Raw genomic sequence first — 22,362 nt, 5'->3', positions numbered from 1 at the left:
ACCTTTTCAAATTCTCAATGCTGATTCTGGTAGTCTATGGCATATACAACGACCCGCTTCAGGAAGCGCAGTTCAGCGCGGTTTCTTCGGGACTTTTTATCCTGCCATTCTTTCTCTTCTCCGCTCTGGCGGGACAACTTGCCGACAATTTCGACAAAGCGCGGATCAGCCGCCTGGTCAAGAATATCGAGATATTGCTCGCCATAGTCGGCGGCATTGGCCTGATATACGAAAACATTCCGCTGATGCTGACAGCCCTGTTCCTGCTGGGGCTGCAATCGACATTTTTCGGGCCAATCAAATATGCCATCCTGCCCCAGCACCTTGAAAAAGAAGAAGTTCTGGCGGGTACAGGCCTTGTCGAGGCCGGCACCTATATTGCCATCCTGGGCGGCACGATATTGGGCGGAGCCCTGATCTATGCCACCGAAACCGTACCCGGGGAATATGACCCGAAACTGGCAGCAGGCGCCGTCCTGGTTGTCGCCATAGCCGGCTGGATATCTGCCCGGCAAATCCCTGCTGCACCGCCGCAAATGGCGCGCGAGAAGATCGATTATAACGTCATTCGCGCTTCTTATAATCTCATCCGCGCCACCATGAAAAACCGCACTGTATTTCTGGCCATTATCGCTATCAGTTTTTTCTGGACGATTGGTGCAGTGCTGATCATCCTGTTTCCACCGTTGGTCAAAAACGTTCTGACTGCTGATCCCAGTGTTGCCACTGGCGTTTTGGGTGTGTTTTCCATCGGAATCGCCATTGGTTCGGTGCTCATCAACCTGATTCTCAAAAGCAAGGTATCAGCAAGGTTTGCACCGATTAGTGTGATCGCCATGGGTGGTTTTGCATTGCTGCTCTACTTCCTGTGCCTTGGCTGGCAGGGTCTGCCAGAAGGACAGCTTTATGATTTCTGGGATTTTATCAGCTTCAAGCATAGCTGGTTTATTATTGCCGCACTGGCAGGCATTGCCATTACCGGCGGCATGTTTGTGGTACCGCTATACGCATTTCTGACCACGACCGTCGATATCAGCGAGACAGGACGCACAATTGCCGCCAACAATGTCGTCAATTCCGGTTGTATGGTGTTGGGTTCACTAACAGCATCCGCTCTTGGACTAATGGGCGTAACGACCGCCGGACTGCTGATACTTGTTGCTGGAATGTGCCTGTTTTCCGCCTATCTTGGCTGGATATTACACAAGGCCTGCGATGATGAACCCGCCATGTTCCTCGAAAAAATCGACCACTAACCGCGGCAGATTGGTTGTTCAGGAAATAAAGGCGGTAATCGCCAGGAAAAATGCCACAAAGCTCATAAAGAAAAGGCGGCTATCATCGCTTGCCCAGCCAGCCTGCTCCTGCTGCTCCTCGGATTCGACATGGAGAACTGCTTTGGGAAGAGCACGGCGAAAATCATGACCCGGATTCGGCAAATTATATGCTTCAGCGTTTTTCATGCAGACATGTTAACCGAATCTTCACTATATAAGATACTGTTATCTATGGTTAACAGCGATGCTGTGCCGGAACGGGACAGGTTACCGCGAAATTATGCCGCGGTGCTTGCATAGATTAGAAATTATCCTTGGCTGTCCGGATAGCTGCAAATGTGGCCACTTCGTCACCCGCATGGCCCATGGCCTGTTGCAGCACGGGGTCATCCGCGCGCAAAAAAGGATTGGCGGCAATTTCCCTGCCGAGCTGTGTCGGCACAGTCCATTCATCGCGGGCACGCTTGCCCCGAACATTCTTCACATAGTCACGTAGTATCAGGTTTTCTGGATCGATGCTCTCGGCAAATTCTGCATTGGCGAGCGTATATTCATGTGCGCAATAAAGCACGGTTTCGGGCGGTAACGCACGAATACGCTTCAGGCTGTCCCACATCATCTGCGGTGTCCCTTCAAACATCCGCCCACAACCCAACGCAAAAACGGAATCACCAACAAAAGCAACCTGATCAGATGGCAGATGGTAGGCAATATGCCCCAGTGTATGCCCGGCAACGTCCATCACATCCGCCTCAATGCTGCCCAGCGTAACACGGTCACCCGCTTTGACTGCGCGGTCCACACCAGCAATTTTCCCGCCTTCTCCCTCAGGCGCGGTGATCGTGCATCCAGTTGTTTCCTTAATGGCCAGATTGCCGCCGGCATGGTCGGGGTGCCAGTGCGTGTTCCAGACCTGTGTGATGGTCCAGCCCTTACTTTCCGCCTGCCGCAGATATTCATCGGCATCGGGTGTATCAATCGCTGCCGTTTCCCCGCTTGCCGGATCATGGGCCAAAAAGCCGTAATTGTCGGAAAGACATGGAAACTGATGGATTTCTATCGGCATAAATGGACCTTTGCACTTGCATTATACCGCTTTGGCAATAACAGAAGGACGAACCACGTTAAAGGCTAAGGAATCGCCATATGGCAAATGCTGCATCAAAACTGACCGGAGATGTGCTCGCAGGAATCGCGCTGGAAGCGGGCGCGCTTATTATGCAGATTTATGATCGAGGCTTTGAAATTGGCCAGAAAGGCGATGATTCCCCTGTCACCGAAGCGGATCAAAAAGCCGAAGCGCTTATTCTCAAGCGGCTGAAAGAACATGCACCTGCCCTGCCTGTACTGGCCGAAGAATCTGCCTCGGAAGGCAAAATACCCGAACTTGGCAACCTGTTCGCCTGTGTTGACCCACTCGACGGCACACGCGAGTTTATAAACCGCCGCACCGATTTTACGGTGAACATTGCCATTATCGAAGACGGCATACCTATGCGCGGTGTGGTGTACGCGCCTGCCCTTGAAATGCTCTATGTCGCCGAAGGCATGACAGGTGCCTGGCGCTGCGAGGCGGAGCCGGGCAGTGCAGTGCCAGACGAAGGCGCGCGCCGCCCCATTACCATCCGCAAGGCCCCTGCCCAGCTGGCCGCCGTAGCGTCCCGGTCACACCGCACCCCTGAAACCGATGCGTTTCTTGAAAGGTTTTCGGTTGGCGAACTCAAATCCGCAGGCTCCTCGCTTAAATTCTGTCTGGTGGCCGCAGGCGAAGCAGATATCTATCCGCGCATGGGCCGGACCATGGAATGGGACACCGCGGCGGGACATGCCGTTGTGCAGGCGGCAGGCGGCAAAGTGCTGACCGAAACCGGTGAACATCTAAACTATAACAAGGCCGAACGCGGCTATGACAATCCGCATTTTATCGTCTATGGCGATGTGCAACCGATATTCTAATCTCGACCGGAGTTTCATATGACCCCTTTCCAATGGGACGACCCTTTTCTCCTTGACGACCAGCTCACCGAAGACGAGCGCCTTATCAAGGACAGCGCCGCTGCCTTTGCGCAAGGCGAACTGCAGCCCCGCGTCATCGATGCATACCGTGATGAAGTCTCTGCACCGGAGCTGTTCCCGCTCATGGGTCAGGCCGGACTGCTTGGCGCAACCTTGCCCGAACAATATGGTGGAGCGGAAGCATCCTATGTCGCTTATGGCTTGATCGCGCGCGAAGTGGAGCGAGTCGACAGCGGCTACCGCTCGATGATGTCGGTACAAAGCTCACTCGTCATCCACCCAATTAACGCTTACGGCAATGATGCCCAGCGCGAAAAATACCTGCCCGGCCTGTCATCAGGCGAACTGATCGGCTGTTTCGGACTGACAGAACCCGATGCAGGAAGCGATCCCGGCGGCATGACAACACGCGCCAAAAAGGTTGATGGCGGCTATGTGCTGAGTGGTGCAAAAACATGGATTTCCAATTCACCTTTCGCAGATGTCTTCGTAGTCTGGGCCAAATCCGGCGCACATGACGGCGCGATCAAGGGCTTTATCCTTGAAAAAGGCATGAAAGGCCTGAGTGCACCGAAGATCGAGGGCAAGCTGAGCCTGCGTGCATCCACCACTGGCATGATCCAGATGGACGAAGTTGAAGTACCGGAAGAAAATCTGCTGGACGGTGTGGAAGGCCTGAAGGGGCCATTTGGATGCCTCAACCGTGCGCGTTACGGCATCAGCTGGGGTGCGATGGGTGCGGCCGAATTCTGCTGGCACGCCGCGCGGCAATATGGTCTGGACCGCAAGCAATTTGGCCGCCCGCTGGCTCAGACACAGCTTTACCAGAAAAAACTCGCCGATATGCAGACCGACATAGTGCTTGGCCTGCAGGGCTCGCTGCGCGTCGGCCGCCTGATGGACGAAAACCGCTTTGCCCCCGAAATGATCTCTATCGTCAAACGCAATAATTGCGGAAAGGCGCTCGATATCGCGCGCATGGCGCGCGACATGCACGGCGGCAATGGCATCAGCGAGGAATATCAGGTGATGCGTCACATGGTGAACCTGGAAACGGTCAATACCTATGAAGGTGCGCATGATGTGCACGCGCTGATACTGGGGCGCGCGCAAACAGGACTACAGGCGTTTTTCTAATGCTTTCTCTGGCACTGATCATGCGCGCCTAATGGATAGGCAAGCCATGAACATTGAAGTTACCACGGATCCTCCTAAAAAAGATTCGGATGTTTTAAGCCAGGGAATAATGGATTATAATTTTTCAAAAATACCTGATCTGGAACCGAATGAGGACGAGAAGAAATTCTTCGTCTTCGCCAGGGACGACGCGCACAAAATTATAGGCGGAATTCGTGCTACATGCTTTTGGAATACACTGCATATTGAACTTTTATGGTTGTCAGAAGAGTGCCGAGGTAAAGGAATCGGGAAGGAACTGATCAGATCGTCCGAGATCTTTGCTGTAGAGCAAAAATGTGAAAAAGCCCTTGTTGAAACAACCAGTTGGCAGGCAAAGCCATTTTATGAGAAAAATGGATATGAACATATCGCCACTTTGCACGGTCGCCCAAAAGGTCACGCTTCCCACTATCTGACCAAGACTCTAGCTGCTGGTTTATGTACGGAAGCCTAGATCCTTAACCCGGCAAGTTCATCCAGTCCGGCCATAATATTCAGGTTTTGCACCGCCGCGCCGCTGGCACCTTTGCCCAGATTGTCGAGCACAGCGATAAGCCGTACCTGCGAACCGTCTGCGCTGGAAAGCACGTGCAGAGTGAGCGCATCACTCGGCACCATATTTTCAGACAGCAATATTTCGGCGGGTGTGTTTTCCATCGGCATGACATTGGCCAATGGTTCGCCTAGATAATGTGCGCTCAGTGCATCATGCAGTTCGCGGGCACTGGCAAACCCGGCATCACTGTCAAGAAACAACGGCACCTCCACCATCATCCCGCGCATCGCACGCACGACCGAGGGCGCAAATAAAGGCGCACGGTCAAGTGCGGCATGCACCTGCATTTCCGCAAGATGTTTGTGCACCATATCAAGCGCATATGTGCGAAAACCGATATCGGGTTCCTCCATCCGAAAGCGATTAATCAGCGCATTTCCACCGCCTGAATAGCCCGACACGGCATTGACCGTATATCCGTGATTTGCAGGTAGCAAGCCCCGTTCCACTAGTGGCGCAACGAGCGCCAGAAACCCTGTCGGATAGCAACCGGGGTTGGACACTCGCCAACTGTTGCCAATGACCTGCCTTTGCCCCTCATGCATCTCGGCAAAGCCATATGTCCAGCCCGGCACGACACGGTGCGCGCTCGATGCATCGATTACGCGCACATGTTCATTGCGGATAAGCGTCATGGCGTCACGCGCCGCATCATCAGGTAGGCACAGAATGACAAAATCAGCATCATTCATTGCTTCCGCACGGGCCGCTGTATCCTTGCGCACCGCATCATCAAGCCGAATCAACGAAAGACCAGCCCGCCCTGACAGCCGCTCACCTATTTCAAGACCGGTAGTACCGATGGCCCCATCAATAAATACCGAAACGGTCACTATGCCAGACGCTTGCGCGCGAGGACCGGGTGCCCCACATCAACAGGGAAGCGTGCAATAACATCCGCAAGCGGTTCTTCCGCCACCTGCATCCAGTGCGCGTTCGCATGGATCATGTTGTCGCTGCTAGTCATAATCCCGACATGACCGGGGAAGAATATGATATCACCAGCCTGCAATGCTTCGCCTTCAGGTACGTCACTGCCCAGCGCGGCCATTTGCTGGTCGCTATCCCGCGGCGCATCCATTCCCATCATGCCGAGCACCATCTGCACAAGGCCGGAGCAGTCAAGGCCATCGCCGCTGCGGCCGCCCCAGACATAGGGTGCACCCATGAACTTTCGCGCAATGTCGATAATAGATTCTTTTGTGGAACCCAGTTCGGACACATGCCGAGCATGTACATAGCCTTTGCCGGTTTTTAGGAAATCAGGATTGGCATCCTCGCTTTCCATCGCCGTACATTCAAGACGTGCGCCCATAGGCAGGCGTTGCAGCAGGGCAGACTTGATATCGGGTTTTGCAAATATAAGCGCCGCACGTGCATCCACAACATGGCTGGCTTCCGTTTCCTCACCCAGCGCTGACAGCCGTACATATCCCAGATAGTCATCATGCGTGCCAAAACCCCAGGCCCATTCGCCGGAAATATCCAGGACTGCGAATATTTCCCCGTGGACAAGCTGCGAGACTGCCCTGGCATCGCCCATGGGCAGTTCGTGCATGGTGGCTGTCGCAATCACACAGCTGCGCGGCTGCGGTACGACATAATGTGGCGCGAAAAGTTTTCCGGCCAGCTTTATATCGGCCAGATCGCCACGGATATGCGTTGTGCGTTTGTCATAGTCGCCCATCGGGCCGTTCAGCTCAAAACGCTGCTGCTTATTACTGGATGAAGAATCTGACATATTCCTAGCTTATATCCCCCGCCACGCTTTTATACATGCTGGCTTTTCTATCATCTGTCCAAAATCACCCGATTTTGCAAGCATGTTGCCCAAGTCCTATTTCCCGTAACGCTTTTGCAAATAAGCCCAGCTGGCCCGCAGTCCCAGCGCTTCCCCGCCTTTAGTTTGGCCTGGGCGTGCAGTCGGCCGCCACGCAAATGTGTCAAAATGCACCCATTCGGCATCGCCTGTAACAAATTTTTTCAAGAACAACGCAGCCTGTATCGAGCCGCCAAAACCGCCGCCACTATTGCCGATATCGGCAATATCGCTCGACAGATATTCGGCATAGGTATCCCAAAGAGGCATTTGCCATACCGTATCATGCACGGCCTTTCCGCCTTCCAAAAGTCCGTTGGCCAAGTCATCGTTGTTCGCGAACATCGCTGGTAGATCCGGCCCCAGTGCCACTCGCGCGGCGCCTGTCAGCGTGGCAAAATCGATAATTAGCTCGGGCTCGGCTTCGCATGCCTTGGTCAGTGCATCGCCCAGTACCAAACGCCCTTCGGCATCAGTATTGCCTATTTCCACGCTGTGCCCAACGCGGCTTTTGATCACATCTCCGGGGCGAAACGCATTGCCTGCTATGGCGTTTTCAACCGCTGGTACCAGCATGTGCAACCGCACCGGCAAGTTTGCGCGCATGATAATTTCTGCCAGCGCCAATGTATGCGCCGCGCCGCCCATATCTTTTTTCATCAGCCGCATGCCGACCGCCGACTTGATGTCGAGCCCACCGCTGTCGAAACACACGCCTTTGCCGACAATAGCCACACGCGGGTGCCTTTTATTACCCCATTCCAGCTCCAGCAGGCGCGGCGCATGTTCCCGTTTGGCCGCTCGGCCAACTGCGTGGATCATGGGATAACCCTGTTCCAGATCATCACCGCGAATAATTGAAAGTTCAGCCTTGTAATCCTTGGACAGACGCTTTGCGGTTTTCTCAAGCTGGTCCGGCCCCATATCTTCGGCAGGAGTGTTGACCAGGTCACGGACCAGCGCCGTAGCCTCCGCCTCTATCAGCATCGCATCAATCCGGCTTGGGCTGCTTACCAAAAGCTGTCGCTTGCCGGTCTGGTTTTCCGATTTCTTGTACCGGTCGAAACTGTAATGCGCGAGCAGCCAGCCAAGCATGGCGTCCCCCGCGTCCACATCTTCAAACAGTCTGTATGCGCCTTCAGGCAGGTTTTCCGCGACTTTGGCGAGACACCAGCTTTTCAGTGCTTTCTCAGAAGAAACACCAGCCAGCACCGACCATTCATCCACCTTGTCGCCGGACAGGATAGCAAATTCATGCGCCTTACCAGTGAATTTCTGTGCTTCCACCATCGCACGGACACGGCCCGACTGGTCTTTCAGCCAGTCCTTGAAACTGTTGCTGTCAACAACATGAATATCACGGGCATCCTGCCCCTTATCGGCTTTCAAAATATCGGTAAAATCTATCATCCCCGCTATATAGCGACTGATTGTCTGCCGCGCGAGCCTGTTTCACCTTTTAGTAGCAGGAATTATTCGGCAGCTTCCAATATTCTGGTATTATCGCCTGTCGGTGTCAGTTCACCGGCATTGCCAAAATGCATGACACCGTCCTCCAATGGCCCGGTGCGCAGTATTTTTCGGTCTTCCAGATAATCCTGATTGAGCCTCCACGGCAGCTCAGCGCCAGACTTGGGAAGTTCATCCAAAGAGCGCTGAATATAACCGGAAGAAAAGTCGAAAACGTCTTCTTCTTCCATAGCGGCAGGGTTCGCCAGATAGGGGTTGGCAATTTTTGCGCCTGTAGCGTCCATGTGATTGAGAAGCCGTGTAGTATATTCCGATACTATATCGGCTTTCAACGTCCAGGACGCATTCAGATATCCAAACACAATGACCATGTTCGGAACGTTGGAAAACATGCAGCCCTTATAATAGAAATGGTCATGGAAATTGACAGGTTTGCCATCAACCGTGAAATCGACCTTGCCCGCCACAGCAAGCTTCAACCCTGTCGCGGTAACAATAATATCCGCACCAACATGCTCGCCAGACTCCAACGCTATTCCCGTCGCATCGAACCGTTTGATATGGTCCGTGACAACCGATGCCTTGCCCGCTGCCAGAGCTTCAAAAAAATCATTATCCGGCACTAGGCACAGGCGCTGTTCCCATGGATTGTAGCGCGGTTTGAAATGCGCCATATCGCTTTCGTTTGTAAGCTTTTCCCTTATATTCTTGAGCAAGCGCCTCTTCATCCATTCCGGCTTGTTGCGTGCCAGTTTGAACATAAAATTCTGTAGCCGGACATTTTTGAAACGTGTGAACCGATATGCCCATGCGTCTGGCAATATCCTGCGCATGAAATTGGCCATTCTGTCTTTCGCCGGACTGACAAACATATAAGTGGGTGAACGCTGCAGCATTGTAACATGGCCGGCTTTATCCGCAATGCTGGGTACTATTGTGACCGCAGTTGCGCCACTGCCGATCACAACAACTTTCTTATCGGCATAATCAAGGTCTTTGGGCCAGAATTGCGGGTGGACAATCTGTCCCTTGAAATCCTCTTTCCCCTCGAAAACTGGGTCATGGGGCTCATCATAATTATAGTAACCGGAACCCATGAACAGGAAATTGGCTTTAAGCTGTGCTTCACTGCCATCCGTCCGCCGCGCAGTGATCGTCCAGCATGCTTCCGCGCTTGACCAGCTTGCTGACAGTACTTCATGCCCAAAACGGATATGGTCCTGCAGATCATATTCAGTGATGGTCTCGTGGAGATATTTCAGTATGGACGGGCCATCGGCAATCGCCTTTTGCTGCGTCCATGGTTTGAAATTATAGCCCAGCGTATGCATGTCACTGTCACTGCGGATACCAGGATATCGGAACAGGTCCCATGTCCCACCCGGGTTATCGCGCCGTTCGAGCATGGCAAAGCTCTTGCCCGGGCAAAATTTACGCAAGTGCGCTGCCATGCCAATGCCGGAAATTCCTGCACCGACAATCAACACATCGACATAGTCGGCTGTTTTTTCCTGTCCCATAACCATTCCATCTGCTTTTGCGCTATTTCGGTCTATGGGAGATAGCTTACTTACATCGTTGCAAATTGCAACTCGCCACTGGCGCTGAAAGCAAACTCGCAAAATGAAAACCGCGCAGAACACCGGGGTGCACTGCGCGGTTGTCGATTTTATTGCCTCTGCGGCTTAAGGACTTAGAAACGTCCCCGTACCGTGATGCCATATGTGCGAGGCTCAGCAAGGAACGCCGAATATGTCTGCTGGGACGCAACAAATGGCGTATTGAACGCGACCTGTGTGTAATCCTTATCAAACAGGTTCTGCACCCAGCCTTCAATCGCCCATTTCTCTTCCGGACCGCGAATACCGATCCGTCCGTTGACTAGGAAATAGCCATCCTGTTCCTTGCCAAATAGCAAGTCAGAGCCGGTATTATAATCACTCGTCGCACGTGCGTTGAGGTAGAATAGACCGCTCAGCCCGCTATTGCCCAGTGGCGGCGTGTAGGACAGTGAAGCGGTAGCCGTCAGCTCAGGCGCGTTGGACAGATTATCACCTGGCAGCAAGCGAAGCGCAGGATCGAGTGGTGCTCCGCTATCATTACCGATCAGGTCATTCTCATAGCTGGTATCGCTATAAGTAAGCCCCACCGCCACGTTGAAATAGTCAACTGGGCTCATTGTCGCTTCAAGTTCAACGCCCTGCGCGACAACACCCGGCTGAACATCACCAGGAGCGCAAGAGCCGGTAGCTGCACTGGTGTCAAGGTCAGCGCCACCAAGTCCGGTGCCACAGCTATTGACATTCTGGACAAGGAAAACCGAGCCATTGAATGTGTTCAGCTGGAAATTCGTGAATTCCTGGCGGAAAGCCGAAATGCCGAAGGTGAATTCAGGTGTCGAATATTTCGCACCGATTTCAAATGCATTCACTGTTTCCTGACCGAATTGCAGGTTGGCAGTATTCAGATTGGTTACATCCAGCAAGAGCGGATTGGAAAGCGCCGAGCGGTCAAGGTTAAAACCGCCTGCTTTATAACCGCGTGAATAACTACCATAAACCAGCAGGTCAGGCGTCACTTTATATGACAAGATCGCGGTTCCGGTGAATTCGCTTTCATCGCGATCATCGGATATCGACACGCCGTTGAGTTCGGACGTTGAATTGCCCTGACAGGACAGCGCAATCAAACCGCCGGCAAGCGGCGCCAGTGAAGGAACCGCAAGCAAATTAGACAGCAGTGCACGGTTTGTCGGACAGACTGTATTGTCATTGGTAAATGACGCGCTGAAGTCCTTGGTCTCTTTCGTGTAACGCAGGCCAAGTGTCAGATCGAGACCATCGGTAATCTCAATAATGTTATGGGTGAAGATGGCAAAGCTTTCGCTATCCTGCCCGTAACGATCTTCGACCGTACCCAGGTCATTCAGTCCGCCAAGATTATCCAGACCAGCCAGGAGCAGCGGCGTAGCAGCACCAAAGGCTGGCATTGTTCCAGGAAGCTGACCGCTCAGCAAAGCCTTACCTCCAGCGCTCAGGCAACCTGTATCAGTTGGCGATGCCAGGGCAGGATTGACTGCGTTGATAATACGGCAAGGTGCAAAGGAGCCATATTGTGATCCAAAGCGGATATTATCACGCACCCTGAGTTTCTCATTTGCATAAAACACGCCAACCAGCCAGTCGAGCCTGTCATCAAATGCCGTGCCCTGAAAGCGGAATTCCTGCGTAAATGTTTTAAATGCACGCGCACCTGCATTGTCACCAGGCGCACGATAAAGAATGTCCACACCGGTATAGTCGGTGTCGGACCCTTGGTTGTTCGAATATTCACGGTAACCGGTAATCGATGTAAAATCGACAGCACCAAGGTTGTAATTAACCTCCACCGACACACCGTAATCCTCGGTTTCGCCCTCATAAGAGCGTCCTTGCGTCGGATATATTTTGCGATCGAAAGTGCTCTGGCTGAGCGCACGCGGGTCTTGCCCCAAAGCCAAAAGTACAGGGATGATCGGGTTTTGCGTACTGGTCAGCGCAGGTGATGGGCCAACAGGTTTGATGAAACCATTCAGCCCCGGACTAACGCGTGCAAATGGCGCAAAGTCAGGCTGCACGAATGTTGCTGCACAGCATGCCTCATCCTTCTTCGAATAATCACCAACCAGACGCACCGTCAGGTCGGAACTCGGTTCAAAAAGCAATTGACCGCGGACAAGATAGCGGTCCTTGTTGTTTACATCCGTGCCATTGGTGACGTCAGTATAAAAACCATCACGTCTCACATATACGCCGTCAAGGCGTGCCGCGATCGTGTCTCCGATCGGGGCATTGATACCGCCTTCTGCACGGATATGATCAAAATTGCCGTAAGTAAAAGCGCCGTATCCTGAAAAAGTAAATTCAGGCGGTGCCGTGTAAATGCTGATAAGGCCAGCCGAAGAGTTACGACCGCCCAGTGTGCCCTGGGGCCCGCGCAGAATTTCGACGCGGTCAATCGGACCAATTTCGCCAAGCGCATTACCGCTACGTGAGCGGTAAACACCATCAATAAAAACAGCCACCGAACTTTCAAGGCCCGGGTTATCGCCCACTGTGCCGATACCGCGAATACGTGCCGAGCCATTGGCTTCGTTGCCCGTGGAGGAAACAAGCAGTGAAGGCGCTAACTGGTTAAGCTCACGAATATCGGTCGCACCACTTTTTTGTAGATCATCGGCGCTCACCGCGGAAATGGCGACAGGAACATCTGCAAGCTCCTGTTCACGGCCCTGTGCGCGCACAACAATCACATTACCGCTATCAATATCTTCTGCGGCGGCCTCTGCTGACTGGTCCTGCGCGTAAACAGGCGCAGCGCACATCGCAGATAGCGCAAATGCACAGGCGGATGCCTTGTAAATATATTTCATGTGGCTCGTCTCCTCAGATTTTATCTTTCTTAGAAGAGCGAGTGTATAGCAGATTCAGCCGAAAACAAGCTGAACGTGTCAAAACGTAAAAAGAATGCAGAAACCTGTGGCATTCATGTCATACACCTGCGGCTTACACAGGTGTTTTTATAAGGTAGCTGTGAGTGCATAGCTTTCATCCAGCCACTTTTCCCATAAAGGCTGCGGCATCGGTTTTTCAGACGTAAACCGCGCCGTTACCCATGGTGCTTTGCCAACCTGATAATCATCTGGAGCCTTGCTTGCCAGCTCTTCTGCATCTTTGCGGGATTTTTCCAGCTTGAACATGGCTTTATAACGTCCGCCCTGTTCACCGATATAAAGAAAGGCCTTGTTTCCTGTCTTGAACGCTGCCTGTGTGCACGAAGTGCCTTCATCCACATCTGCATACTGGCTAGCTTTCAGGCGGATGTCTTCTGTCGGATCTGTTGCTTTTCCGGTTTTCATGGACACATCATGCCGCCAACTGGTCCCGGAATCAAGAAATTGCCAGAATCAAGAAATTGCCGAAATCAGGATACGGCAGGCACTTCCATTATTACATCGCGCCATAAAGGTCATGCGCGTCAGCATCTTCTATCTTGACGTTAATAATATCGCCCGCCTTCAATGCTTCCGGTACATCGCGCAGGAAAACATTGCCGTCTATTTCCGGTGCATCCGCCTGCGACCGACCGGTCGCACCAATGCTGCCCTCATCATCGGCCTCACCAACTTCATCGATAATGACTGGCAATGTACGTCCCACCTTGGCGGCAAGTTTGGCAGCACTGATTGCAGCGGTCTTTTCCATTAGACGCTGATAACGCTCTTCCTTGATCCCTTCGGGCACAGCGCCATCCAGCGCATTGGCAGCGGCCCCCTCAACTGGTTCAAAACGAAAACCGCCAACCCGGTCAAGCTGCGCTTCATCCAGCCAGTCGAGCAGGTACTGAAAATCTTCTTCTGTTTCACCAGGAAAGCCGACAACAAATGACGAGCGCACCGTGATATCAGGGCAAATCTCGCGCCAGCCTTTCAGGCGTTCAAGCACTTTCGCTTCATTTGCCGGACGCTTCATGCGTTTCAGCACCGATGGTGCAGCATGCTGGAACGGAATGTCGAGATAAGGCGTAATGAGTCCATCAGCCATGAGCGGAATAACCTTGTCCACATGCGGATAAGGATACACATAATGCAGCCGCACCCATGCACCCAATGTGCCCAACTCGCGCGCCAGGTCCGTCATATGCGCACGTACTTCGCGCCCGTGCCAATCGCGCGGTTGATGCTTTATATCCACGCCGTAAGCTGACGTGTCCTGCGAAATAACAAGCAGTTCTTTCGTACCAGCAGCAACCAACTTTTCGGCTTCGCGCAGGATCGCATCGGGACGCCGGCTGGCCAAGTCACCGCGCAGGCTGGGGATAATGCAGAAGGAACAGCGATGATTACAGCCTTCAGAAATTTTCAGATAGCTGTAATGGCGCGGCGTGAGTTTCAGCCCGCCCACAGCATCCAGATTTGGCACGAGATCGACAAATTCGCCGCGCGCGGGCGGCGCCGCGTCATGCACAGCGCCCACAACATCCTCATATTGATGTGCGCCCGTAACCGCCAGGACATCGGGGAAGCGCGCGCGGATGGCATCGGCTTCATTGCCCATGCAGCCAGTAACAATCACCCGGCCATTTGCTGCCATCGCTTCGCCTATAGCGTCGAGAGACTCTTCTTTTGCGCTGTCCAGAAAGCCGCAAGTGTTAACCAGCACAACATCTGCACCCGCATAGTCAGGCGACATGTCGTAGCCATCAGCGCGCAGTTTGGTGAGGATGCGCTCACTATCGACCAGAGCCTTGGGACAGCCGAGCGAAACCATGCCTACTTTGGGCGGAGCGGGAATTTGTGTTGTCATAATGCCGCGCATTTACGCCCGCATACGCAAAATGTCACGCAATTTGCGCAATAATGGCTGACAGCTCCTCATATTGACGCGGTGCGGCCACCAGGTCTAGGTTCCCAACTACATACTAAGGGAGGGTAAAATGGATTTTTTTAATGTAAACTGGCTGGCGGTATTTCTGGCTGCACTGTCTGGCTTTGTTGTAGGTGGCATCTGGTATGGACCTATCATGGGCAAAAAATGGCTGGGCGCTGTCGGCCTGACCGAGGAAGATGTGCAGGGCGCAAATATGGGCCTGATCTACGGCACCACCTTTTTCCTCAGCCTGGTCGCGGCTTTTGTGCTCGCGCATACCGTTGAGACCTATGGTAGCCTCAGCTTCTCAACCATTGTCATGATCGCGCAGGGTATTGCGGCAGGTTTCATCATTCCTGCCATCGGCACAAATTATCTTTTTTCACAGAAAAGCAGGACACTTTTCCTGATTGATGCAGGTTACTGGCTGCTATTCTACACCGCTATGGGCACAGTCATGGCTTATTTTTACGCGGCTTAGGAATATATGGGCCTCCGGGGCTGCTTAGGCAGCTTCGGGGGTTAACTCTGCGCCTGCGCCGGGAATAATCTCCACAATGATATCCCCTTCAAGCAGCTCTTTGGTCTGTTCTTCCCAGAAGCCATATGCTTTGCCATCGCGGTATATCCGAACTCCCAGACTCTCGTTGGACAATTGGCCAAGGCCTTTACCAATTTCATCTTCGGTAACAGGTCGCTGGTTGAGTTTCACACGGCCGTGGATTGAGGCAAGATCGCTCAAATAATCAGAAATATTTGCACCGTGACATGAACTTGCGAGTAGCAGGCCAGCAAAGCTGACCGGGTTAATAACCGTGGTGGCCCCTGCCTGCCGCGCCAGCAGTTCATTATCAGCAGCCCGCACAGACACGCTGATCGGCACATGGTGGGCAAGATGCCGCACAGTGAGCACTATCAAGATGCTGGTATCGTCTCGCCCGGCAGAAACAACCACGGATTTCGCACGCGAAACTTTCGCATTCATCAACACTGTATCGCGCGTTGCATCGCCCGTCAGCACCGCACAACCCATTTTCTCTGCTTCGTGCAAGTTGCTAGAAGAATTGTCGACTATCACGATTTCTTCCACCGGCGTACCGCGTGCAATCAGCTCTTCAACCGCCTCTTTGCCGCTTGTGCCAAAGCCAAGAACAACAATATGATCATGAAGGTTTCTTTGGATAATTTTCATACGCCAGACATCCCAAGTACGTTTGAAGACAAAGTTATAGGCCGTGCCAATAAAAATCAAAACCACGAAAATACGGATTGGAGTCACCACCAATGCGTCAAACATGCGCGCACGCTCTGTCACCGGCGCAATATCACCATAGCCGGTAGTGGTGATGGAGATCATTGTAAAATAGATGACGTCCAGAAAACTGACATCACCATCATAATTATCGCGCAAACCGCCCTTATCAAACCAGTGCACAGCGATTGCGATACCGATAAGCGCCAGCACAAAACCGACACGCCATGCGATATCTACCCATAAAGGCATGCCCGAACGGCGGGTCAGGGTCGTAAATTTTTCAAGGCTGCGGCGTCCGCTCATATATTCTTATAGTCCAATCAGGCCTTATTTTCCCGGCAAATGTGCAATAGGATCAACAGGTTTCAGTTGTTTTCGGATCTCAAAATGCAATTGCGGTTGACTGGCATAGCCGCTATCGCCCGATATGCCAATAACCTGTCCAGCCTTAACTGCCTGCCCTCGCACGACATCCAGGCGATCGGCATGACCATAGGCTGTGACCCAGCCATCACCATGGCTGATCAGGACAAGCCCTCCGAACACCGCAATCTCATCCCCGCTATAGGATACCACGCCGTCCGCTGCCGCCAGTATAGGCGTGCCGCGTGGCGCGATAATGTCTATGCCTTCATTGACCCTGCCGCCGCCTTTTTTACCGAAACTGGATGCAAGCCTGCCTCTGAGTGGCCATTGGAAGCGGCCTGCAAATTTTGTGGGAAGCGCAATCGCCTTTGTGCTCGCGGCCTGCGCAGTTGCACGCGTGGGCCGTGCTGCGGCACGCCCCTCCGCAAGCGCCGGCTGACCACCGCTTACAATGTCACCGATACCGATATCGAAGGCCGCAGCGCGTTCCTGCCGATCCGGCGCAGTGGATGGTACTTTATCGTTGCTGGGATTTTTGCCGGGCAGCAAAAGCCGTTGTCCGATGCGCAATATATAAGGCTCTTCCAATCCGTTGAGCCTAACAATACGGCTCCAAGGTGCCCCATAGGCGCGGGCAATGGCAATGCCTGTTTCGCCGCTGGCCACACTGTGATAGCGGCCTGATGGTACCGTCAGTTTCTGTCCTGGATAAATGGTATAGGGCGGTGCAAGATTATTGACGCGGGCAATAATTTCAGACCCTGCACCCATGCGGTTGCCAATTCCGCGCAGCGTATCCCCCGATTTCACGGTATAGATGCCGCCTTCCACCCGCCGTGCATTAGCCTGAACACTGCGCCTTTCCCACACCGGTGGCGCTATATCCTGCTCCAGCACGCTAATATCGGTTTCAAGTCGGGGTGGGGTTTGCGCAGTCTGTGGTGGGGACTTATCCTTTGCCGGGATACAGGCAGCAACAATGGTCACGGCGCATAAAGCAGTGACAATGCGCATATTCCCAAATTTTCGACTTGCCCCCGAAAACATCATGGGCATGGGTTTTAGCGATAATCTGGCTATGTGCCAGTTTTATTTAGCCCATGCTTACTTGCCGGTTTCGTCCATCACATCAATTGTTTCCAGCCCGCCCATATAGCTGCGTAGCGCTTCAGGAATGGTCACACTGCCATCGGCCTGCTGATAATTTTCAATAACGGCCACCAAGGTGCGACCCACCGCGAGACCCGAACCATTGAGTGTGTGTACAAAATCGGTGCCTTTGGTCTCACCCTCTGAACGGAAACGTGCATTCATGCGCCGCGCCTGATAATCCCCGCAATTGGAACAACTGCTAATCTCACGGTACGCGCCCTGACCAGGCAGCCAGACCTCCAGATCATAGGTCTTGCGCGCTGTCGCACCCATATCTCCGGTACATAGCAGCATTTTGCGATAGGGCAGTTCGAGCGCCTGCAAGATGGATGCGGCGGCTTCTGTCATACGCTCATGTTCGGCTTCACTTGTTTCAGGATGCGCGATGGTCACCATTTCGACCTTTTCAAACTGGTGCTGACGGATCAAACCGCGCGTATCACGACCTGCCGCGCCTGCTTCACTGCGAAAACAGGGGGTCAACGCTGTGAGCCGCATCGGCAGCGCCTCTGCCCCCAATATCGTTTCACGCACTGAATTGGTCAGGCTGACCTCCGCAGTCGGGATAAGCCAGCGGCCATCGGTGGTCTGGAAAAGATCTTCGGAAAATTTGGGAAGCTGGCCTGTACCAAACACTGCCTCATCACGCACCAGCAGCGGCGGCGCACATTCCATATAACCATTTTCCTGCACTTGCTGGTCCAGCATGAACTGACCGATGGCTCTTTGCAGCCGGGCCATGTCACCTTTCAGGAAGGCGAAACGAGCGCCCGAAATATTCGCCGCTGTTTCAAAATCCAGCCCGAGTGCCGGGCCGATATCGGCGTGTTCTTTCGGCTCAAACGCAAATTCACGCGGCGTGCCCCAACGGGACAGCTCGACATTATCGTCTTCATCCTCGCCTTGCGGCACATCGTCCATCGGCACGTTCGGCAGTGCGGCCATCAAAGCATTCAGCTCTTCGCCAATTTGGCGGGCCTTGCCTTCAAGCGCGGGCAATTCGGTTTTGAGCGCGCCGACTTCCACCATCAGCGCCTGTGCTGCTTCCTCGTCACCTGTAGCCTTGGCCTTGCCAATCGCCTTGGATGCTTCATTGCGGCGCGCCTGACCTTCCTGAAGCTGCGTGGTGGTTTCCCGGCGCGCACTGTCCAGGGCTATGATTCGGTCCGCCACAGCCTCTGCTCCGCGCCGTTTCAGGCCCACGTCAAACTCTGCCGGATTCTCACGTATTGTCTTAATATCATGCATGGTTTGACCCTATGCATTTTGCGCGTCAGCGGTGCAAGCCCCTGCTGCATTCAGCAGATATAAATGCGTCATGTAAAATGACCCGTTTTGCCGCTTGTGTATCTGCAGACGCAGAGCTATAGCGCGCCCAAAGACTATGAGGATTAACCCTTCGGACAAGGCCGGACATGAAAAACATGCCAGACCATATTTCCGGACCTGGAGAGCCAAACAATGGTACATGCGACAACCGTCGTTGAAGATATTGATATTCTTGCCAAAGCGCGCAAAGCCGTCAGCGAAGACTACAAGCCTTCAGATGATGAAGAATATATGTCTGAAAAACAGCAAGAATTTTTTCGCAGCCTGCTGAAAGAATGGAAAAATTCAATTCTGGACGCAGCAAAAGGCACTTTGCGCCAGTTGCAGGACGGCCCGATCCAGGAAGCCGATATGAACGATCGTGCATCCAGTGAGACCGAATGGGGGTTGGAACTGCGCACCCGCGACCGTCAGCGCAAACTGGTTTCCAAAATCGACTCGGCCTTGCGCCGTATTGATCAGGGTGAATATGGCTATTGCGAAGTTACTGGCGAGCCAATTGGTCTTGGCCGCCTGATCGCGCGTCCAATTGCCACTATGAGCGTTGAGGCGCAGGAACAGCATGAGCGCCGCGAAAAAATCTCCCGCGACGACTGAACCGGTGTCCACTGGTCAGGTTTTCCAGGCTTTTAACCTTTTCTCTACCTCGGCCTGATATAGCGAGCTCTGCTATGTCAGATGTATCCGATCATAGAGGCCGCATACGCGATAGCCTTTTCCTCCTCGCCAAAATTGTCGTCGGGGAGAATAAACGCGCGTACAAAGTGCGCGTGCGCAATCTGTCCGCCAATGGCATGAAGGCTGAAGGCAACCTGTGTGTCCAGCCGGGTGAGAAGCTGCAGATTTACATCAACAATATCGGAGAACTGACAGGTCATGTAGCTTGGGCGAAGGAAAACAGCTTCGGTGTCAATTTCGATAAATTGATTGAACCCAAAATGGCTCGTAAGACACATGTACCAACCGATAACAGCATTCCGCGGCACATGCGTCCAATCAAAACACATATAAAATCATTGTATTAAAACAAATAACTATAGCCTATACCTAAGATTATTTCTTCCCGATCAAACCATTGTCATACCCCAATGTCGGCGGGTTATAACGTATATTTACAGGAGTTTCTCCAAACGTAACCGGGTGCCGCATGGCACGATAAGCGCCAGCCAGTTCATGCTCGCGTTTCTCAAAAAATCCGACCGCTTCCAGATGCGGGTCGGTCAGCACATTTTCCATCTCATTAAACCGCATCGCAGGAATGTTCTCACGCGCCAATATATCGAGCCATTCCTCAGTCGGCTTCGTGGCCGCCACTTCCTCAATTATCGCATATAATTCACCGGTATGCTTGGTACGCTCTTCATAAGTCGAAAAGCGCGGATCCTCGAACACACCAGGGCGCCCTCCAATCTCAAAAAAACGCGCCCATTGCGCGTCTGCATAGGGCACAATCGATATATAGCCATTTTTGGTGGGATAGGGCCGCCGCCGCGGGTTTATCGAACGGGTATAGCCCATTTTACCGCCCTCTTCCTTAAAAGTTGCGGCATAAAGATTCTCAACCATGTTAAAAAAGGTGAAGGATTCGAGCATCGGCACCGAAACGAACTGCCCCTGACCTGTCTTTTCCTTGTGATACAGCGCCGCCAAAGTCGCATAGGTCGCGAACAGGCCTACTGTCTTGTCTGCAATCAATGATGGTGCATAGGCAGGTGCCCCGCCTGAACGCAGCTGGTCCAGCGCCGCATAACCCGATGCCGCCTGTACCAGGTCATCATAAGCCTGTAGCGTTGAATAGGGCCCGCCATCGCCAAAACCAGCGCAGTGTACATAGATGATATCGGGGTTGACCACCTTCACGTCCTCATAACCCAGACCGAGCCGCTCCATGCCTGCAAGGCGTACATTGTGGAAGAATATGTCACAGTCTTTGAGCAACTCAAGCAAAGCCGCCTTTTCATCAGCATTTTTGGCATTGATGGTGACCGAACGCTTATTGCGGTTAAGCGCCATGTAGATAGGACCAAGATCACCTGTGGGTGACTCGCCCGCATAGCGCATCATGTCTCCCTTGATCTTGCCATCCTCATTTTCGACCTTGATGACTTCGGCCCCCATATCGGCCATCAGCAAGGTAGCAAAAGGTCCCATGACGACGCTCGACATATCGACGATTTTTACGCCCGCAAGCGGCCCGGTTGCAGCCGTATTTCCATTTGCCCCGTCGTTCATTTTGCTCTCCTGTTCAGCCAATCAGGCTGTTTCACCGGGTCATTTGATATGGTTTTCCCGCACCAGCGCAACGATTAAATCCGAAGAAGATGCTTTTTACGACATAATATGGTAAATTATGTGGAATATATCAGTGCAAAATCTGTTATTTATGTGCATAATCAGCTGGGTAAAACCAATATCTGGATGAGAGGGATATCCGTGTTTCTAGATTTTTTCAGGAGCGATACAGGCAAGCAGCGGGACATTGCAGGGATTCGCAACCTCTATGCGCGCTATGGCGATGACTATATTGATATCCTGAAACAGCGCGCCGGCGACAGAACCCTGGACAAACGCTCGCACAGACATTGGAAACGGCTATATCACCGTGCGGTCAAGGATCCCGATATTGTGAAATAGGGAGAAATTACCCCCTACCCTATTTTTTTTCTTTCGGACGGTATGTCTGCGCTTCGCCGGGAAAGCTGCGCGCCTTGACTTCTTCAGCATATTGCGCAGCCGCTGTCTCGATACGTTCAGCCAGATTATCATAACGCTTCACAAACCGCGCCGTGCGTTCAAACATACCCAGCAAGTCTTCGGTCACAAGCACCTGTCCATCGCATTTGGCCGATGCGCCAATGCCGATAACCGGAATCTGCGCTACCGTCATGGCTTCCTCAGCCACGCTTTCCATCACACCTTCGACCACCATTGAAAATGCACCGGATTCGCTGATTGCTTTAACATCGTCGAGCAAATTGGCGGTTTCGGCATTGCCTTTGCCGCGAGCGCGGTAGCTGCCCAGCATATTGATCGACTGCGGCGTCAGACCGACATGACCCATGACCGGAATGCCCCGCGCAGACAGGAATTCGATGGTTGGTGCCATATGCACACCGCCCTCCATTTTGACCGCCGCAGCGCCCGTTTCCTGCATAATACGGGCAGCGCTTTCAAATGCCTGCTCTGGCGAAGCTTCATAACTGCCAAACGGCATGTCGACGATAACCAGGCTGTGATAGCTGCCACGGACGACCGCAGCACCATGCGCACACATCATGTCGAGTGTCACCGGCACAGTTGACGGAAGGCCGTAAATAACCTGCCCCAGCGAATCACCAACCAGCAGCATGTCACAATGCGCATCCAGCAACTGTGCCGTGCGCGCCGTATATGCGGTCAGCATGACGAGTGGCTCTTTCCCCTTGCGGTTCCGGATTGCAGGCACCGTCACGCGTTTCATGGGAGCCGGCGTCGGGTTGGCGCGGCTGGTCGAAGTATCAAGTTTAAAGGTCGTAGACATGCGCCCTGCCTAGCGT

The 22,362-nt window shown here is 53.0% G+C and carries 22 protein-coding genes; 8 read left to right on the top strand and 14 right to left on the bottom strand.

Annotated features, from left to right (window positions below; genetic code table 11):
- Positions 1-1,256 (top strand): MFS transporter (locus G6Q15_RS09075; RefSeq protein ID WP_164117942.1); only part of this gene is annotated, 1,256 nt, incomplete at its 5' end.
- 18 nt (positions 1,257-1,274) lie between these two features.
- Here G6Q15_RS09075 and G6Q15_RS09070 read toward each other — a convergent pair.
- Together G6Q15_RS09070 and gloB are read right to left on the bottom strand one after the other, a co-directional pair.
- Entirely contained in the window at positions 1,275-1,463 is a 189-nt protein-coding gene (locus tag G6Q15_RS09070) for a hypothetical protein (protein ID WP_164117940.1), read from the bottom strand.
- Between the two features lie 115 nt (positions 1,464-1,578).
- Positions 1,579-2,343, bottom strand: coding sequence for a hydroxyacylglutathione hydrolase (gene gloB / locus G6Q15_RS09065; RefSeq protein WP_164117938.1), 765 nt, complete (start codon positions 2,341-2,343; stop codon positions 1,579-1,581).
- Positions 2,344-2,423: 80 nt separating this feature from the next.
- On the opposite strand from gloB, the gene cysQ reads away from it, so the two are divergent.
- Genes cysQ through G6Q15_RS09050 form a run of 3 tightly spaced genes read left to right on the top strand, consistent with a single transcriptional unit; the run spans position 2,424 to position 4,926 of the window.
- Entirely contained in the window at positions 2,424-3,233 is an 810-nt protein-coding gene (gene cysQ / locus G6Q15_RS09060) for a 3'(2'),5'-bisphosphate nucleotidase CysQ (protein ID WP_164117935.1), read from the top strand.
- An 18-nt stretch (positions 3,234-3,251) separates the two neighbouring features.
- Entirely contained in the window at positions 3,252-4,430 is a 1,179-nt protein-coding gene (locus tag G6Q15_RS09055; protein WP_164117934.1) for an acyl-CoA dehydrogenase, read from the top strand.
- Positions 4,431-4,476: 46 nt separating this feature from the next.
- Positions 4,477-4,926: a GNAT family N-acetyltransferase gene (locus tag G6Q15_RS09050; RefSeq protein ID WP_164117932.1), complete on the top strand. Its 450-nt coding sequence runs from the start codon at positions 4,477-4,479 to the stop codon at positions 4,924-4,926.
- Here G6Q15_RS09050 and argC read toward each other — a convergent pair.
- From argC to rimO, 7 genes are all read right to left on the bottom strand, one after another.
- Positions 4,923-5,861, bottom strand: a complete 939-nt coding sequence (argC, locus tag G6Q15_RS09045) for an N-acetyl-gamma-glutamyl-phosphate reductase (protein ID WP_164117930.1) — start codon at positions 5,859-5,861, stop codon at positions 4,923-4,925. The two genes, G6Q15_RS09050 and argC, sit on opposite strands and share 4 nt — an antisense overlap.
- Positions 5,861-6,769: a C40 family peptidase gene (locus G6Q15_RS09040; RefSeq protein ID WP_240330827.1), complete on the bottom strand. Its 909-nt coding sequence runs from the start codon at positions 6,767-6,769 to the stop codon at positions 5,861-5,863. Before G6Q15_RS09040 ends, argC begins: the two co-directional genes overlap by 1 nt.
- Positions 6,770-6,865: 96 nt before the next feature.
- Complete coding sequence (locus G6Q15_RS09035) at positions 6,866-8,257, bottom strand: leucyl aminopeptidase family protein (RefSeq protein WP_164117928.1); 1,392 nt, start codon at positions 8,255-8,257, stop codon at positions 6,866-6,868.
- Positions 8,258-8,319: 62 nt separating this feature from the next.
- A complete protein-coding gene (locus G6Q15_RS09030) occupies positions 8,320-9,837 on the bottom strand; it encodes an NAD(P)/FAD-dependent oxidoreductase (protein ID WP_164117925.1) in 1,518 nt (505 codons plus the stop codon).
- 173 nt (positions 9,838-10,010) lie between these two features.
- Positions 10,011-12,728: a TonB-dependent receptor gene (locus tag G6Q15_RS09025; RefSeq protein WP_164117923.1), complete on the bottom strand. Its 2,718-nt coding sequence runs from the start codon at positions 12,726-12,728 to the stop codon at positions 10,011-10,013.
- Between the two features lie 147 nt (positions 12,729-12,875).
- The gene (locus G6Q15_RS09020; RefSeq protein ID WP_164117921.1) at positions 12,876-13,214 is read right to left on the bottom strand and encodes an MmcQ/YjbR family DNA-binding protein; all 339 of its coding nucleotides are present in this window, start codon (positions 13,212-13,214) and stop codon (positions 12,876-12,878) included.
- Between the two features lie 91 nt (positions 13,215-13,305).
- The gene (gene rimO, locus G6Q15_RS09015; protein WP_164117920.1) at positions 13,306-14,661 is read right to left on the bottom strand and encodes a 30S ribosomal protein S12 methylthiotransferase RimO; all 1,356 of its coding nucleotides are present in this window, start codon (positions 14,659-14,661) and stop codon (positions 13,306-13,308) included.
- Positions 14,662-14,791: 130 nt separating this feature from the next.
- Between rimO and G6Q15_RS09010 the strand changes: the two genes are divergently transcribed.
- On the top strand, positions 14,792-15,205 hold the full coding sequence (locus G6Q15_RS09010) for a DUF1761 domain-containing protein (protein ID WP_164117919.1): 414 nt from the start codon (positions 14,792-14,794) through the stop codon (positions 15,203-15,205).
- 24 nt (positions 15,206-15,229) lie between these two features.
- Here G6Q15_RS09010 and G6Q15_RS09005 read toward each other — a convergent pair whose 3' ends face one another.
- Genes G6Q15_RS09005 through serS form a run of 3 tightly spaced genes read right to left on the bottom strand, consistent with a single transcriptional unit; the run spans position 15,230 to position 18,745 of the window.
- Complete coding sequence (locus tag G6Q15_RS09005) at positions 15,230-16,282, bottom strand: potassium channel family protein (RefSeq protein WP_164117917.1); 1,053 nt, start codon at positions 16,280-16,282, stop codon at positions 15,230-15,232.
- A 24-nt stretch (positions 16,283-16,306) separates the two neighbouring features.
- Positions 16,307-17,395 (bottom strand): peptidoglycan DD-metalloendopeptidase family protein, encoded by a 1,089-nt coding sequence (locus tag G6Q15_RS09000; protein ID WP_240330826.1) that lies wholly within the window; start codon positions 17,393-17,395, stop codon positions 16,307-16,309.
- Between the two features lie 54 nt (positions 17,396-17,449).
- Positions 17,450-18,745: a serine--tRNA ligase gene (gene serS / locus G6Q15_RS08995; RefSeq protein ID WP_164117915.1), complete on the bottom strand. Its 1,296-nt coding sequence runs from the start codon at positions 18,743-18,745 to the stop codon at positions 17,450-17,452.
- Between the two features lie 213 nt (positions 18,746-18,958).
- Between serS and dksA the strand changes: the two genes are divergently transcribed.
- Both dksA and G6Q15_RS08985 read left to right on the top strand, forming a co-directional pair.
- Positions 18,959-19,423, top strand: a complete 465-nt coding sequence (gene dksA / locus G6Q15_RS08990; protein ID WP_164117912.1) for an RNA polymerase-binding protein DksA — start codon at positions 18,959-18,961, stop codon at positions 19,421-19,423.
- A gap of 74 nt (positions 19,424-19,497) precedes the next feature.
- Positions 19,498-19,851, top strand: coding sequence for a PilZ domain-containing protein (locus tag G6Q15_RS08985; protein WP_164117910.1), 354 nt, complete (start codon positions 19,498-19,500; stop codon positions 19,849-19,851).
- 28 nt (positions 19,852-19,879) lie between these two features.
- On the opposite strand, the gene G6Q15_RS08980 is transcribed toward G6Q15_RS08985, so the two are convergent.
- Positions 19,880-21,058, bottom strand: a complete 1,179-nt coding sequence (locus tag G6Q15_RS08980) for a CoA transferase (RefSeq protein ID WP_164117908.1) — start codon at positions 21,056-21,058, stop codon at positions 19,880-19,882.
- A 201-nt stretch (positions 21,059-21,259) separates the two neighbouring features.
- Here G6Q15_RS08980 and G6Q15_RS08975 point away from each other — a divergent pair, with 201 nt between their 5' ends.
- The gene (locus G6Q15_RS08975; RefSeq protein ID WP_164117906.1) at positions 21,260-21,460 is read left to right on the top strand and encodes a hypothetical protein; all 201 of its coding nucleotides are present in this window, start codon (positions 21,260-21,262) and stop codon (positions 21,458-21,460) included.
- 19 nt (positions 21,461-21,479) lie between these two features.
- Here the strand turns inward: G6Q15_RS08975 and panB are convergent, their stop codons facing one another.
- A complete protein-coding gene (panB, locus tag G6Q15_RS08970) occupies positions 21,480-22,346 on the bottom strand; it encodes a 3-methyl-2-oxobutanoate hydroxymethyltransferase (RefSeq protein WP_164117904.1) in 867 nt (288 codons plus the stop codon).
- Positions 22,347-22,362: the final 16 nt, after the last annotated feature.

It is taken from the genome of Sphingorhabdus sp. Alg239-R122, assembly GCF_900537065.1.
Lineage (GTDB): Bacteria > Pseudomonadota > Alphaproteobacteria > Sphingomonadales > Sphingomonadaceae > Alg239-R122.
Note: the sequence above shows the minus strand (reverse complement) of the source record. Positions and strands in the feature narration are given on the sequence as shown.